We start from the raw sequence: 14,120 nt of genomic DNA on the forward strand, positions 1-14,120 counted from the left end.
AGGGGTAGACCGAGATTGCCTTGAGTTTGCTGCAAAGGACAGTGTTTGGTTTGGAGGGATCAGGGCCTGAATGAATCGGAAACCAGAAACCACAGACACAAAAAAACCGTCCGAAGACGGTTTTTTTTCAAAGCCGGCGCTGATTACAGACCGGACATCTCTTTGATCGCGCCCTTGAGCTCTTCATCGGAGCAATCGGCGCAGGTGCCTTTTGGCGGCATGGCGTTGATGCCGGTGATGGCCTTGGCGAGGATGCCGTCCAGACCACCCTGATGATCGGCCCGCTCCTTCCAGGCTGCCTTGTCGCCGATCTTCGGCGCGCCGAGCAGGCCCGTGCCGTGACAAGCGTTGCAGTGCTTGGCGATCACGTCTTTAGGGGCCTTTGCTCCGCCGCCACCGCCAGCGGTAGCAGCCACTTCCATACCCTTGCATTCCTGCCCTTGAACACACACCTGGCCGACGGGCTCGAGGCGTTTGGCGATGTCGTCATTTGTCGCAGCTTGAGCGCTGACAGCCCAGAGGGCCAGTACGGTTGCTGGTGCAGCCAGCATTTTCATAATTAGGTTCACGCGTTCACCCTCAATGGTGGCTATTCACGCCTGCGGCCACGGTTCGCAGGCGGGCGCAAGTATAGCGGGTAGGCCGCTGTACTGAAACAACCCCATGGTTAGAGGGGTCTTGTTGCCCATCGGTAAAACGGTTCTGGGGCCTTTGCCGTATTGGCTTGGCGCCTTCTGCTTAGAAATTCGCCGGCGTGGCTGCGCTGATTAGTCGCGCCGGCACGTCGAACGGGTTACGGAAACGATGCGGCTTGGTACTTTCAAAATAGTAGCTGTCGCCGGCTTCGAGGATAAAAGTTTCCAGACCCACCACCAGTTCGAGGCGGCCTTCGACCAGAATTCCGGTTTCCTCGCCCTCGTGGGTGAGCATTTCTTCGCCAGTGTCGGCGCCCGGCGGATAGATTTCGTTGAGGAAGGCGATGGCGCGGCTCGGGTGGGCGCGGCCGACCAGTTTCATGGTCACGGCGCCGTCGGAGATGTCGATCAGCTCATTGGCCTTGTAGACGATCTGGGTCGGCTGGTCCTGCAGGATCTCTTCGGAAAAGAACTCGACCATCGACATGGGAATGCCGCCGAGCACCTTTCTCAGCGAACTGATCGAAGGGCTGACGCTGTTCTTTTCGATCATCGAAATGGTGCTGTTGGTGACGCCCGCGCGTTTGGCGAGTTCACGCTGGGAAAGCCCTTTGAGCTTGCGGATCGATTGCAGTCGTTCACCGACGTCCAAGGCGGGAGCCTCCTGATGTTGTAAGAATATTGAGCGTTATCATGGCGACAGCGTTCAGTATTTACAACACTTGGCCCCCGCAGCGGCGTCAACCCTCGGAATAGAGCCTTGGCACACGTTTCAGGTTGCAGAAGATCTGATACGGGATGGTATCGGCCCACTTCGCCACATCGCTGGCGAGGATGTTTTTGCCCCACAGTTCGACGTTGGAACCGAGGCCCGCTTCCGGTATGTCGGTCAGGTCGATGCAGAGCATGTCCATCGACACACGCCCCAGCAGGCGGCTGAGTTTGCCGGCCACCAGCACCGGCGTGCCGGTCGGCGCCTGACGCGGGTAACCGTCGGCGTAACCCATGGCGACCACGCCGATGCGCATCGGCTTGTCGGTGATGAATCTGGCGCCATAACCGATCGGTTCGCCGGCCGGCAATTCACGCACGCTGATGACTTTCGATTCGAGGGTCATCACCGGTTGCAGGCGTTCGGCCACGGCGTTGACTTCTTCGAAGGGGGTCGCGCCGTAGAGCATGATGCCCGGGCGTACCCAGTCGCTTTGGATTTCTGGCCAACCGAGCACGGCTGGCGAGTTGCGCAGGCTGACTTCCGCCGCCAGACCCTGACGCGCCGCTTCGAACACCGCGACCTGCTCGGCGCTGCTTTGCGCATGCAGTTCATCGGCGCGGGCGAAGTGGCTCATCAGCACGATTTTCGCCACCTTGCCGCTGGCCAGCAGACGCTGATAGGCCGCTGGATAATCTTTCGGATGCAGGCCGACGCGATGCATGCCGGAATCGAGCTTGAGCCACACCGTGATCGGTTTGCTCAGGACTGCCTGTTCGATCGCTTCGAGCTGCCACAGCGAATGCACCACGCACCAGAAATCATGCTCGACGATCAACGCCAGCTCATCGGCTTCGAAGAAGCCTTCCAGCAGCAGTACCGGCGCGCGAATTCCGGCAGCACGCAGCTCCAATGCTTCTTCGATGCAGGCCACGGCAAAACCATCCGCTTCGGCTTCCAGCGCTTGGGCGCAACGTACCGCGCCATGGCCGTAGGCGTCCGCCTTGATCACGGCGAGCGCCTTGGCGCCGGTGACTTCGCGGGCAATTCGGTAGTTGTGGCGCAGGGCTTGGAGGTCGATCAGGGCACGGGCAGGACGCATGGCGGCAGACTTCTGGGCGGTCATGGGAAGAAAAACCGGCGCTGACTGACGACGTGAACCGCCAACAGCACCGGGAGAGGGATCTGTAAAACGTTATGGCAGCGCGGCGACGATGGATATCTCCACCAGAATGCTTGGCTTGGCCATCTTCGCTTCGACGGTGGCACGGGCCGGTGCGGCGCCTTTTGGCAGCCACTGGTCCCACACCGCGTTCATCCCGGCGAAGTGCGCTTCAATGTCGTTCAGGTAGATCGTCGCCGACAACAGATGCTGCTTGTCCGTCCCGGCCAGATCGAGCAGGCGCTCGATATTGGCGAGCACCTCGCGGGTCTGCTGTTCAATTCCGGCGTCAAAGTCGTCGCCGACCTGCCCGGCCAGATACACGGTGCCGTTGTGGCTGACGATCTGACTCATGCGCTCATTGGTGAGCTGGCGCTGGATTGACATGTTTTGCGGACTCCTGGGTCTGGTTGCCGTAACGGGAAATATCGAGGCCTTCGGCGCTGATCTGCGGCTTTTTCTTCGCCATCAGGTCGGCGAGCAAACGGCCGGAACCGCAGGCCATGGTCCAGCCGAGCGTGCCGTGACCGGTGTTGAGGAACAGATTCTTGAACGGCGTGGCGCCAACGATCGGCGTACCGTCCGGCGTGGTCGGGCGCAGGCCGGTCCAGAAACTCGCCTCGGCCAGATTGCCGCCCTGAGGATAAAGGTCGTTGACGATCATCTCCAGGGTTTCGCGCCGACGCGGGTTCAGCGACAGGTCAAAACCGGCGATCTCGGCCATGCCGCCGACGCGGATGCGGTTGTCGAAACGGGTGATCGCGACCTTGTAGGTCTCGTCGAGAATGGTCGACGTTGGCGCCATGTCCGGGTTGGTGATCGGCACGGTCAGCGAGTAGCCCTTGAGCGGATACACCGGGGCCTTGATGCCCAACGGCTTGAGCAACTGCGGCGAGTAGCTGCCCAGCGCCAGTACGTAGCGATCCGCAGTTTCCAGCTTGCCGTCGATCCACACACCGTTGATGCGGTCACCGGCGTAATCGAGCCTCTGGATGTCCTGGCCGAAACGGAATTCCACACCGAGCTTGCGCGCCATTTCGGCGAGACGGGTGGTGAAGATCTGGCAGTCGCCGGTCTGGTCATTGGGCAGACGCAGCGCGCCAGCGAGAATGTCAGTTACGCCTGCCAGAGCCGGTTCGACGCGGGCAATGCCGGCGCGGTCGAGGACTTCAAAGGGCACGCCGGATTCTTTCAGCACGGCGATGTCTTTGGCGGCGTTATCCAGTTGCGCCTGGGTGCGGAACAACTGCGTGGTGCCGAGGCTGCGGCCTTCGTAGGCGATACCGGTTTCGGCGCGCAATTCATCGAGGCAGTCGCGGCTGTACTCGGACAGACGCACCATGCGCTCCTTGTTCACCGCGTAACGGCTGGCGGTGCAGTTGCGCAGCATTTGCGCCATCCATAGGTATTGGTCGATGTCGGCAGTGGCTTTGATCGCCAGCGGCGCGTGGCGTTGCAGCAGCCACTTGATGGCCTTGAGCGGCACGCCCGGCGCAGCCCACGGCGAGGCGTAACCCGGCGAGACCTGGCCGGCGTTGGCGAAACTGGTCTCCATGGCCGCAGCAGGCTGCCGGTCGACCACCACCACTTCAAACCCGGCACGGGCCAGATAGTAAGCACTGGCGGTACCGATGACGCCGCTACCCAAGACCATGACGCGCATTTTCAATCCCTCATCGCGGCTTTTCGCCGAACTGTTTGTTAGAGCAATGATGGGCGCAGTGTAAAAAAGAAATGCCAGTGCTTTTCACTATATAAGCACCTATATTTGGCGACAATTCTCGGCAAAAACCCTTTTCACGGAGGCGCATCCCCTATGCGTACCAACACTCAGACCAAACGTGAGCTGGACAAGATCGACCGCAACATCCTGCGCATCCTGCAGGCGGACGGGCGGATTTCCTTTACCGAACTCGGGGAAAAGGTCGGCCTCTCGACCACGCCGTGCACCGAGCGCGTGCGGCGTCTGGAGCGCGAGGGGATCATCATGGGCTACAACGCCCGGCTCAATCCGCAGCATTTGAAGGGTAGCCTGCTGGTGTTCGTCGAGATAAGCCTCGACTACAAATCCGGTGACACATTCGAAGAGTTCCGACGCGCGGTGCTGAAGCTGCCGCATGTGCTGGAGTGCCATTTGGTCTCAGGAGATTTCGACTATCTGGTGAAAGCGCGGATTTCCGAGATGGCCTCGTACCGCAAACTGCTCGGCGACATTCTGTTGAAGCTGCCGCATGTGCGTGAATCGAAGAGCTATATCGTCATGGAAGAGGTGAAAGAGAGCCTGTGCCTGCCGATTCCGGACTGATCACCGCAATGATCGTTCCCACGCTCTGCGTGGGAATGCAGCCCGGGACGCTCTGCGTCCCAAAGGCCGAACGCGGAGCGTCCGAAGAGGCATTCCCACGCAGAGCGTGGGAACGATCGCTTACACCAACACCTGCCGATTCGCCGCCATGTACTCGAAAATCTGCTTCTCGACCCGCGGATGAATCAACTCCACCGGCCGCCGCTCGTTCGGGCACGGCAGGGTCTTGGTCGTACCAAACAATCGACAGATCAGCGGCCGCTCTTCATACACCGTGCAGCCATTCGGCCCCAGGTGCACACAGTTGAGTTCTTCCAGCGCGGCATCCTGCTCGGCGCGGGATTTGCGCGGCAGCCGGGCCATTTCCTCGGGCGACGTGGTCACCGGGCCGCAGCAGTCGTGGCAGCCCGGCACGCAGTCGAACGTGGGGATCTGCTGACGCAGGGTGCGGATTTTCTGACTGTTGCAGCTCATCGAAACGGTGACCAAAGTGGCGGGCTGATGATTGTGCCGCAAAAGTCCGGATCCAGACACCGCAGGCCGACCGATGTTGCCCACGTTCGGGCGCGCGGCTTATGCTCCGTCAAATTTTCTCGACACTCAGCCGTTGGATGATGCCCATGACCGCCCGCGCCCCGACCACCGCGAGCCAACCCCACGTTGCCTCTTATTACGCCGCCAGCAGCCTGCCGCAGCCTGACCATCCCGTGCTGCAAGGCGAGGTGGTGGCGGATGTCTGCGTGGTCGGCGGTGGCTTTTCCGGGTTGAACACGGCGCTGGAACTGGCCGAACGCGGTTTCAGCGTAGTGTTGCTGGAAGCGCACCGGATCGGCTGGGGCGCCAGCGGTCGCAACGGCGGGCAGTTGATTCGCGGTGTCGGTCACGGCCTTGACCAGTTCGCCAATGTCATCGGTGCCGAGGGCGTGCGCGAGATGAAACTCATGGGCCTGGAAGCGGTGGAGATTGTCCGTCGGCGCGTTGAGCGTTTCGGCATTGCCTGCGACCTGACCTGGGGCTACTGCGACCTCGCCAACAAGCCTTCCGATCTCGACGGTTTTGCCGAAGATGCCGAAGAACTCCGCAGCCTGGGTTATCGCTACGAAACCCGTCTGTTGCAGGCCAGTGAAATGCACACCGTGGTCGGTTCCAAGCGCTATGTCGGCGGTTTGATCGACATGGGTTCCGGGCATCTGCACCCGCTGAATCTGGCGCTGGGCGAAGCGGCAGCGGCGCAGCAACTGGGCGTGCAATTGTTCGAGCAATCGGCAGTGACGCGCATCGATTACGGCCCCGAAGTGAAGGTGCACACCGCGCTAGGCTCGGTGCGGGCGAAGACTCTGGTGCTGGGCTGCAATGCCTATCTCCATGACCTCAACCCGCAACTGAGCGGCAAGGTCCTGCCCGCCGGCAGCTACATCATCGCCACCGAACCGTTGAGCGCAGAGCAGGCGCACAACCTGCTGCCGCAGAACATGGCGGTCTGCGATCAGCGGGTGGCGCTGGATTACTACCGGCTCTCGGCGGATCGACGCTTGTTGTTTGGCGGCGCATGTCATTACTCGGGACGCGATCCGAAAGACATCGGCGCCTATATGCAACCGAAGATGCTTGAAGTGTTCCCGCAACTGGCCGGGGTGAAAATCGATTATCAGTGGGGCGGGATGATCGGCATCGGTGCCAACCGCTTGCCGCAGATTGGCCGGCTCGCCGACCAGCCGAACGTGTATTACGCCCAGGCCTATTCAGGGCATGGGGTGAATGCCACACACCTGGCCGGCAAGCTGCTGGCCGAGGCGATCAGCGGGCAGCATGGCGGCGGCTTTGATCTGTTCGCCAAGGTGCCGCACATCACCTTCCCCGGCGGTAAGCACTTGCGCTCGCCGTTGTTGGCGTTGGGGATGTTGTGGCATCGGCTGAAAGAGTTGGTCTGACGAATCAGGATCGTTCCCACGCTCCGCGCGGGAATGCATCCAGTGACGCTCTGCGTCACAGCGGACGCAGAGCGTCCGGGCCGGCGTTCCCACGCAGAGCATGGGAACGCTCTGCGGTATTCATATCCGCCAGAACGGCTTCAACCCCTCCTCCCTTGCCTGCTCCCGCGTCAACCCGACATCCTTGAGCTGCTCCGGTGTCAGGCCGAGCAACGCCTTACGCGTGTGCAGACGATGCCAGAACAGATCCCAGCGACTGAGGCCGGACGGCGCGTTACGCAGCAGATTGCGCGCGTTGTCCTTTTGCCCTGCCGCCAGTTCCTGACTGTGTAACGTCAGCCGCACATCGCTCAAGCCGTTCATTTTCGTTGCTCCTGTTTACTTGGGTAGCCAGAGATTCCATGATGCGCGGGCGAGCAAAACCATTACAGACTCAAAGAACGTGTATTAACTCCATACAGATTTGCCGATTCATCGACTGAATGACTGATTTTTGCCGCATCTGTACTGGTTTCCACCGATACGCACTGAGGCCACCATGACTCTGTATGTAAACCTCGCCGAATTGCTCGGCACCCGCATCGAACAAGGCTTCTATCGTCCCGGCGACCGCTTGCCGTCGGTGCGTGCCTTGAGCGTCGAACACGGAGTCAGTCTGAGCACGGTGCAGCAGGCGTATCGCGTGCTTGAAGACAGCGGTCTGGCCACGCCAAAACCCAAGTCCGGCTATTTTGTCCCCGTAGGACGCGAATTGCCGGAGCTGCCCGCAGTAGGCCGCCCCGCGCAACGGCCGGTAGAGATTTCGCAATGGGATCAGGTGCTGGAATTGATCCGCGCCGTACCGCGCAAGGACGTCGTGCAATTGGGTCGGGGCATGCCCGATGTTGGCTCACCTACCATGAAGCCGCTGCTGCGCGGGCTGGCGCGAATCAGCCGCCGGCAGGACATGCCTGGTCTGTATTACGACAACATCCACGGCAACCTCGAACTGCGCGAACAGATCGCACGGCTGATGCTCGATTCCGGCTGTCAGTTGAGCGCCAGCGATCTGGTGATCACCACTGGCTGCCACGAAGCGCTGTCCACCAGCATCCATGCGATCTGCGAGCCGGGCGACATCGTCGCGGTGGACTCGCCGAGTTTTCACGGCGCCATGCAGACCCTCAAAGGCCTGGGCATGAAAGCCCTGGAAATCCCCACCGACCCGCTCACCGGGATCAGCCTCGACGCCCTGGAACTGGCGCTGGAACAGTGGCCGATCAAGGCCATTCAGCTCACCCCAAACTGCAACAACCCGCTCGGCTACGTCATGCCCGAGTCGCGCAAACGCGCGTTGTTGACGCTCGCCCAGCGTTTCGACGTGGCGATCATTGAAGACGATGTGTATGGCGAGCTGGCCTACACCTACCCGCGCCCGCGTACGATCAAATCCTTCGACGAAGACGGCCGCGTGTTGCTCTGCAGCTCGTTCTCCAAGACCCTGGCGCCGGGGCTGCGCATCGGCTGGGTGGCGCCGGGCCGATATCTGGAGCGAGTGCTGCACATGAAATACATCAGCACCGGCTCCACCGCACCACAACCGCAGATAGCTATCGCCGAATTCATCAAGACCGGCCATTTCGAGCCGCACTTGCGGCGTATGCGCATGCAGTACCAACGCAATCGTGACGCGATGATCGACTGGGTGACGCGCTATTTCCCGGCCGGCACCCGCGCCAGTCGCCCGCAGGGCAGCTTCATGCTCTGGGTGGAGCTGCCGGAAGGTTTCGACACGCTGAAACTGAATCGTGCGCTGCACGATCAGGGCGTACAGATTGCCGTTGGCAGCATCTTTTCCGCCTCGGGCAAGTACCGCAATTGTTTGCGGATGAACTACGCTGCCAAACCAACAGCGCAAATCGAAGAAGCGGTGCGCAAGGTCGGTGCTGCGGCAATCAAATTACTCGCCGAGACCGACTGACCTTTTTTGCGCGCCCGGCGTCCAAATTGCCGACCTCAGCCGCCAACCGGAACGACCCTACGTGAGCTTCAGACAGCCCCTACTCGCTTTACTGATACTCGCCTCGTTCCTCAGCGGCTGCGCCAGCCTTGATGTGCCGCGCGAACCAAGCCAGGCCCTGCCGGCGTCGGACTCCAGCTTCGGCCGTTCGATTCAGGCTCAGGCCGCACCCTACAAAGGGCAATCGGGGTTTCGCCTGCTCTCGGACAGTGGCGAGGCCTTTACCGCACGCGCCGAGCTGATTCGCCATGCCCAGGTCAGCCTCGATTTGCAGTACTACATCGTCCACGACGGCATCAGCACGCGGATGCTGGTGGAGGAAGTGTTGAAGGCTGCCGACCGTGGCGTGCGCGTGCGCATCCTGCTCGATGACACCACCAGCGACGGCCTCGACCAGATCATCGCCACCCTTGCGGCACATCCGCAGATCCAGATTCGTTTGTTCAATCCGTTGCACCTGGGACGCAGCACCGGCGTCACGCGTGCGGCCGGGCGACTGTTCAACCTGTCCGTGCAGCACCGGCGCATGCACAACAAACTGTGGCTGGCGGACAACAGCGCGGCTATCGTCGGCGGGCGCAATCTGGGCGATGAATATTTCGATGCCGAAGCCAACCTGAATTTCACCGACATCGACATGCTCAGCATCGGCCCGGTGGCCGAGCAGCTCGGGCACAGTTTCGACCAGTACTGGAACAGCGCGCTGAGCAAGCCGATCGACGAATTCCTCTCCAGCCAACCGACCGCCGCCGACCTGCAAAACACGCGCACGCGCCTGGAAGAGTCGCTGGAAGAAACCCGCAAGCAGAACCACGCGCTGTATCAGCAGTTGATGAAGTTCACCACCGACCCGCGCATGGACATCTGGCGCAGAGAGCTGATCTGGGCCTGGAACCAGGCCTTGTGGGATGCGCCGAGCAAGGTCCTGTCCAAGGGCGAACCCGATCCGCATCTGCTGCTGACCACGCAACTGGCGCCGGAACTGACCGGCGTCAGCAAAGAGCTGATCATGATTTCCGCCTACTTCGTGCCGGGTCAGCCAGGGCTGGTCTATCTGACCGGGCGCGCCGATGCCGGGGTCTCCGTGAGCCTGCTGACCAATTCACTGGAGGCCACTGACGTGCCGGCGGTGCATGGCGGTTACGCGCCCTATCGCAAGGCGTTGCTTGAACACGGGGTGAAACTCTATGAGTTGCGCCGCCAGCCTGGGGATAACTACGGCAGCGGGCCACGCGTGTTCTACAGCAAGTCGTTTCGCGGCTCGGATTCCAGCCTGCACAGCAAGGCGATGATCTTTGATCGACGCAAATCGTTTATCGGTTCGTTCAATTTCGACCCGCGCTCGGTGCTGTGGAACACCGAGGTCGGCGTCCTGGTGGACAGCCCGGAACTGGCCGAGCATGTGCGCGCACTGGCACTGCAAGGCATGGCGCCAACCTTGAGTTATCAGGCGAAACTCGAGGACGGCAAGGTCGTCTGGGTCACCGAGGACAACGGCCAGATGCACACCCTGACCAAGGAGCCGGGGAGCTGGTGGCGGCGCTTCAACTCATGGTTCAGCACCAGCGTCGGCCTGGAGCGGATGCTGTAAAAAGCAAAGATCGCAGCCTTCGGCAGCTCCTACAGTTGGAAATGCGTTTGCCCTGTAAGAGCTGCCGAAGGCTGCGATCTTTTGATCTCAAGCAGTCTGGATTTTGCCGAAGGCGCCCTGGCGCAACAACAGGATAACCAACCCGAAAGCCCCCGCCGCCATCAACAGTGGCAACGCATGCCCGTTGATCCACTGACTCCCCGCCCCCGCCGCCAACGGCCCGACCAGACAACCGACACCCCACAACTGGGCAATATGCGCATTGGCGCGCACCAGCGCATCGTCACGATAACGCTCGCCAATCAGAATCAGCGACAGGGTAAACAAGCCGCCAGCACTGGCGCCGAACAGCACCCAAAGCGGCCAGATCAGCAGCGTGTCGAGCAGCATTGGAATGGCCAGACTCGACAGCATTAACACTACCGCGCACCCGGCAAACAGCGTGCGCCGCGACAGGTAATCGGCCAGGGCGCCAATCGGCAATTGCAGCAGCGCATCGCCGACCACCACGGTGCTGACCATGGCCAGCGCGATTTCGGCGGTGAACCCCTGTTGCAGGCAGTACACCGGCAGCAACGTCAGGATCATCGCTTCGAACGCGGCGAACAATGACACCGCCCAGGCAATCGCCGGCAGCTCACGGGCGAAGCCCCACAGATCACCAAACGTGACGCTGTTGGCCTCGCTGCTCGGCGCGCCGCTGCGCCCCAGCAGCAGGAAAGGCGAGAGCGTCAGCAGACCGACCCCGACCCAGAAACCGTAATCATGCTCGGTACCCAGCGCACCCAGCAGCAACGGACCGGACAGCTGGCTCAGCGCATAGCTGCTGCCATACAGCGCCACCAGACGCCCGCGCCACTGCTCGACCACCAGCTGATTGATCCAGCTCTCGCCAAGAATGAACACGATGGTCAGGATCACACCGATCAGCAACCGCAGCAGCAACCAGATCGGATAACTCGGCAGCAGCGCCAGCAGGCCGATCGACAATGCCCCGGCCCACAGGCACAGGCGCATCAGGTTCGCCGTGCCGAAATACGCAGCGAGATGGCTGGAAACCTTCGCCCCCAGCAACACGCCGATCGCCGGCATGGCTGCCATCACACCGATCGCGAACGAGCCGTAGCCCCAGCCCTCCAGACGCAACGACACCAGCGGCATGCTGACCCCCAGGGCCAGGCCGACACTCAAGACAGACGCCAACACGGCGAAATACGTCGCCCACCGCATGTTCCACGCTCCTGTGGATATTTTTATATGCACCACAAAATCACTGTGGGAGCGAGCCCCTGTGGCGAGGGGATTTATCCCCGTTGGGTCGCGCAGCGGCCCCAAAACCTGCAACCACGATGTACCAGGTACACCGCGTGCAATGGTTTAGCGACTGCTTCGCAGCCGAACGGGGATAAATCCCCTCACCACAGAGGCTCGCTCCCACAGGGGATCTCTGTTTGGTCAGGAAGCCCGGAGTGACCGGGCTCGCTAACGTCTTACAGCTTGATCCACGTCGCCTTCAGCTCGGTGTACTTGTCGAAGGCGTGCAGCGATTTGTCGCGACCGTTACCCGACTGCTTGAAGCCACCGAACGGCGCGGTCATGTCGCCGCCATCGTACTGGTTGACCCACACGCTACCGGCGCGCAGGGCCTTGGCAGTCAGATGCGCCTTGGAGATGTCCTGGGTCCACACCGCTGCGGCCAGACCGTATGGCGTGTCGTTGGCGATCTGGATGGCTTCTTCGGCGCTATCGAAAGTGATCACCGACAACACTGGGCCGAAAATCTCTTCCTGAGCAATCTTCATCGCATTGCTCACACCATCGAAAATGGTTGGCTCGACGTAAGTGCCACCGGTCTCCTGGAGGATGCGCTTGCCGCCGGCGACCAGTTTGGCGCCATCGCTATGGCCGGATTCGATGTACGACAGCACGGTGTTCATCTGCTGGGTATCGACCAGCGCACCGACGTTGGTCGCCGGGTCCAGCGGATTGCCGGGCTTCCAGGTTTTCAGCGCCTCGATCACCATCGGCAGGAATTTGTCCTTGATCGAGCGCTCGACCAGCAGACGCGAACCGGCGGTGCAGACTTCGCCCTGGTTGAAGGCGATGGCGCTGGCGGCGGATTCAGCGGCGGCCTGCAGATCCGGCGCATCGGCGAAGACGATGTTCGGGCTCTTGCCGCCGGCCTCCAGCCAGACGCGCTTCATGTTCGATTCGCCGGCGTAGACCATCAGTTGCTTGGCGATCTTGGTCGAGCCGGTGAAGACCAGCGTGTCGACATCATTATGCAGACCCAGCGCCTTGCCGACGGTGTGGCCATAGCCCGGCAGCACATTGAGCACGCCTTTCGGAATACCGGCTTCAATGGCCAGCGCAGCGATACGGATGGCGGTCAGCGGCGACTTTTCCGACGGCTTGAGGATCACCGAGTTACCGGTCGACAGCGCCGGGCCGAGTTTCCAGCAAGCCATCATCAGCGGGAAGTTCCACGGCACGATAGCGCCGACCACGCCCACCGGCTCGCGAGTCACCAAGCCCAGTTGATCATGTGGGGTCGCGGCGACTTCGTCGTAGATCTTGTCGATCGCTTCACCGCTCCAGCTCAGCGCCTGCGCCGCACCCGGCACGTCGATGTACAGCGAATCGCTGATCGGCTTGCCCATGTCGAGGGTTTCCAGCAGCGCGAGTTCTTCGGCGTGCTGTTTCAGCAGGCTGGCGAAGCGGATCATGGTGGCTTTGCGTTTGGTCGGCGCCAGGCGCGACCAGACGCCGGAGTTGAAGGTGGCGCGGGCGTTTTCTACAGCACGGTCAGCATCGGCGGCGTCGCAGCTGGCGATCTTGCCGAGCAAGCGGCCATCGACCGGGCTGATGCATTCGAAGGTTTCGCCGGAAACGGCGTCGGTGTATTCGCCATTCAAGAAGGCGCGGCCTTCGATTTTCAGATCGCGGGCGCGTTGTTCCCAGTCGGCACGAGTCAGGGTGGTCATTCGGGTGTCCTCCTCTTATTGAATACGAGCACCGCAAGCGCTGCGGCGCTGTTCAAGAATTCTGCCCGGCCAGCCTGCACTTTCGGCCCGAGGCACCCGCCACCCTAAACCAGCGACCGGGTTTGTTTCAATATATTTGACATAAGCTGGCCATACGGCCTTGCGGTGTTCATTTTAATAAACATAGACTTTGGCCCATTCCAGCCAACGCGCCGTCATTAACGGAGAAAACAACAATGAACATCCAGAATGTCGTCGACATCAGCCTCGCCAGCAGCGCAGCCGAGCGTTATCGCCCGGACCCGGCGAAAGTGCTCAAAGGCGACCCTGAGCAAGCGGTGTTTCATCAATACGACAGCCCTTGTGGGCAAATGGGCGTTGGTGTGTGGGAAGGCGCGGTGGGCCAGTGGACGGTGAATTACACCGAGAATGAGTACTGCGAGATTCTGCAGGGGGTTTCGGTATTGCGTGACAGCGATGGCAATGCCAAGACCTTGCGCGTTGGCGATCGCTTCGTGATCCCGGCGGGTTTTCGCGGCACCTGGGAAGTGCTGGAGGCTTGCCGCAAGGTTTATGTGATCTTTGAACAGAAGGCTTGAGATGTTTGCTGGCTGATCGGCCCTCATCGCTGGCAAGCCAGCTCCCACAGGTTTTGTGCATGACACAGGTTCTGTGAAGACCGGCAATCAATGTGGGAGCTGGCTTGCCAGCGATAAGGCCCAACCGGTCACCGCAGAATCCAAGGCAAAAAAAAGGCCCGTATCTCACGATACGGGCCTTTTTCGCAGTCAGGAAAAATCA

General features: G+C 61.1%; 14 protein-coding genes. 5 read left to right on the forward strand and 9 right to left on the reverse strand.

Annotated features, from left to right (window positions below; all coding sequences use genetic code 11):
* Positions 1-143: 143 nt before the first annotated feature.
* The 5 genes from AB4N41_RS07960 to dadA all read right to left on the reverse strand — a co-directional run bounded on the left by AB4N41_RS07960 (position 144) and on the right by dadA (position 4,172).
* On the reverse strand, positions 144-557 hold the full coding sequence (locus AB4N41_RS07960) for a c-type cytochrome (RefSeq protein ID WP_039757383.1): 414 nt from the start codon (positions 555-557) through the stop codon (positions 144-146).
* Positions 558-738: 181 nt separating this feature from the next.
* Complete coding sequence (locus tag AB4N41_RS07965; protein WP_016772566.1) at positions 739-1,287, reverse strand: cupin domain-containing protein; 549 nt, start codon at positions 1,285-1,287, stop codon at positions 739-741.
* Between the two features lie 88 nt (positions 1,288-1,375).
* Positions 1,376-2,449, reverse strand: a complete 1,074-nt coding sequence (gene alr, locus AB4N41_RS07970; RefSeq protein ID WP_252877104.1) for an alanine racemase — start codon at positions 2,447-2,449, stop codon at positions 1,376-1,378.
* Between the two features lie 93 nt (positions 2,450-2,542).
* On the reverse strand, positions 2,543-2,896 hold the full coding sequence (locus tag AB4N41_RS07975; protein ID WP_041476645.1) for a RidA family protein: 354 nt from the start codon (positions 2,894-2,896) through the stop codon (positions 2,543-2,545).
* Positions 2,868-4,172, reverse strand: a complete 1,305-nt coding sequence (dadA, locus tag AB4N41_RS07980) for a D-amino acid dehydrogenase (protein WP_056791607.1) — start codon at positions 4,170-4,172, stop codon at positions 2,868-2,870. The genes AB4N41_RS07975 and dadA overlap by 29 nt, the downstream gene beginning before the upstream one ends.
* Before the next feature lie 153 nt (positions 4,173-4,325).
* Between dadA and AB4N41_RS07985 the strand changes: the two genes are divergently transcribed.
* Positions 4,326-4,814 (forward strand): Lrp/AsnC ligand binding domain-containing protein, encoded by a 489-nt coding sequence (locus tag AB4N41_RS07985; protein WP_010465173.1) that lies wholly within the window; start codon positions 4,326-4,328, stop codon positions 4,812-4,814.
* Between the two features lie 120 nt (positions 4,815-4,934).
* Here the strand turns inward: AB4N41_RS07985 and AB4N41_RS07990 are convergent, their stop codons facing one another.
* Entirely contained in the window at positions 4,935-5,288 is a 354-nt protein-coding gene (locus tag AB4N41_RS07990; RefSeq protein WP_041476668.1) for a YkgJ family cysteine cluster protein, read from the reverse strand.
* 146 nt (positions 5,289-5,434) lie between these two features.
* Here AB4N41_RS07990 and AB4N41_RS07995 point away from each other — a divergent pair, with 146 nt between their 5' ends.
* The gene (locus AB4N41_RS07995) at positions 5,435-6,745 is read left to right on the forward strand and encodes an NAD(P)/FAD-dependent oxidoreductase (RefSeq protein ID WP_236167768.1); all 1,311 of its coding nucleotides are present in this window, start codon (positions 5,435-5,437) and stop codon (positions 6,743-6,745) included.
* Positions 6,746-6,865: 120 nt separating this feature from the next.
* Here AB4N41_RS07995 and AB4N41_RS08000 read toward each other — a convergent pair whose 3' ends face one another.
* The gene (locus AB4N41_RS08000; RefSeq protein ID WP_041476642.1) at positions 6,866-7,108 is read right to left on the reverse strand and encodes a DUF1127 domain-containing protein; all 243 of its coding nucleotides are present in this window, start codon (positions 7,106-7,108) and stop codon (positions 6,866-6,868) included.
* Between the two features lie 175 nt (positions 7,109-7,283).
* Between AB4N41_RS08000 and AB4N41_RS08005 the strand changes: the two genes are divergently transcribed.
* On the forward strand, positions 7,284-8,705 hold the full coding sequence (locus AB4N41_RS08005) for an aminotransferase-like domain-containing protein (protein ID WP_460138377.1): 1,422 nt from the start codon (positions 7,284-7,286) through the stop codon (positions 8,703-8,705).
* A gap of 61 nt (positions 8,706-8,766) precedes the next feature.
* On the forward strand, positions 8,767-10,335 hold the full coding sequence (locus tag AB4N41_RS08010; RefSeq protein ID WP_217864871.1) for a phospholipase D family protein: 1,569 nt from the start codon (positions 8,767-8,769) through the stop codon (positions 10,333-10,335).
* A gap of 87 nt (positions 10,336-10,422) precedes the next feature.
* Here AB4N41_RS08010 and AB4N41_RS08015 read toward each other — a convergent pair whose 3' ends face one another.
* Positions 10,423-11,565 carry an MFS transporter gene (locus AB4N41_RS08015; protein WP_252868468.1) on the reverse strand — a complete coding sequence of 381 codons (1,143 nt, stop codon included), beginning with the start codon at positions 11,563-11,565 and terminating at the stop codon, positions 10,423-10,425.
* Between the two features lie 260 nt (positions 11,566-11,825).
* The gene (locus AB4N41_RS08020; protein ID WP_252877105.1) at positions 11,826-13,319 is read right to left on the reverse strand and encodes an aldehyde dehydrogenase; all 1,494 of its coding nucleotides are present in this window, start codon (positions 13,317-13,319) and stop codon (positions 11,826-11,828) included.
* A 236-nt stretch (positions 13,320-13,555) separates the two neighbouring features.
* On the opposite strand from AB4N41_RS08020, the gene AB4N41_RS08025 reads away from it, so the two are divergent.
* Positions 13,556-13,918 carry a cupin domain-containing protein gene (locus AB4N41_RS08025; RefSeq protein WP_056791593.1) on the forward strand — a complete coding sequence of 121 codons (363 nt, stop codon included), beginning with the start codon at positions 13,556-13,558 and terminating at the stop codon, positions 13,916-13,918.
* Positions 13,919-14,120 lie beyond the last annotated feature (202 nt).

The sequence above is a fragment of the Pseudomonas sp. S2_A10 genome, assembly GCF_054668465.1.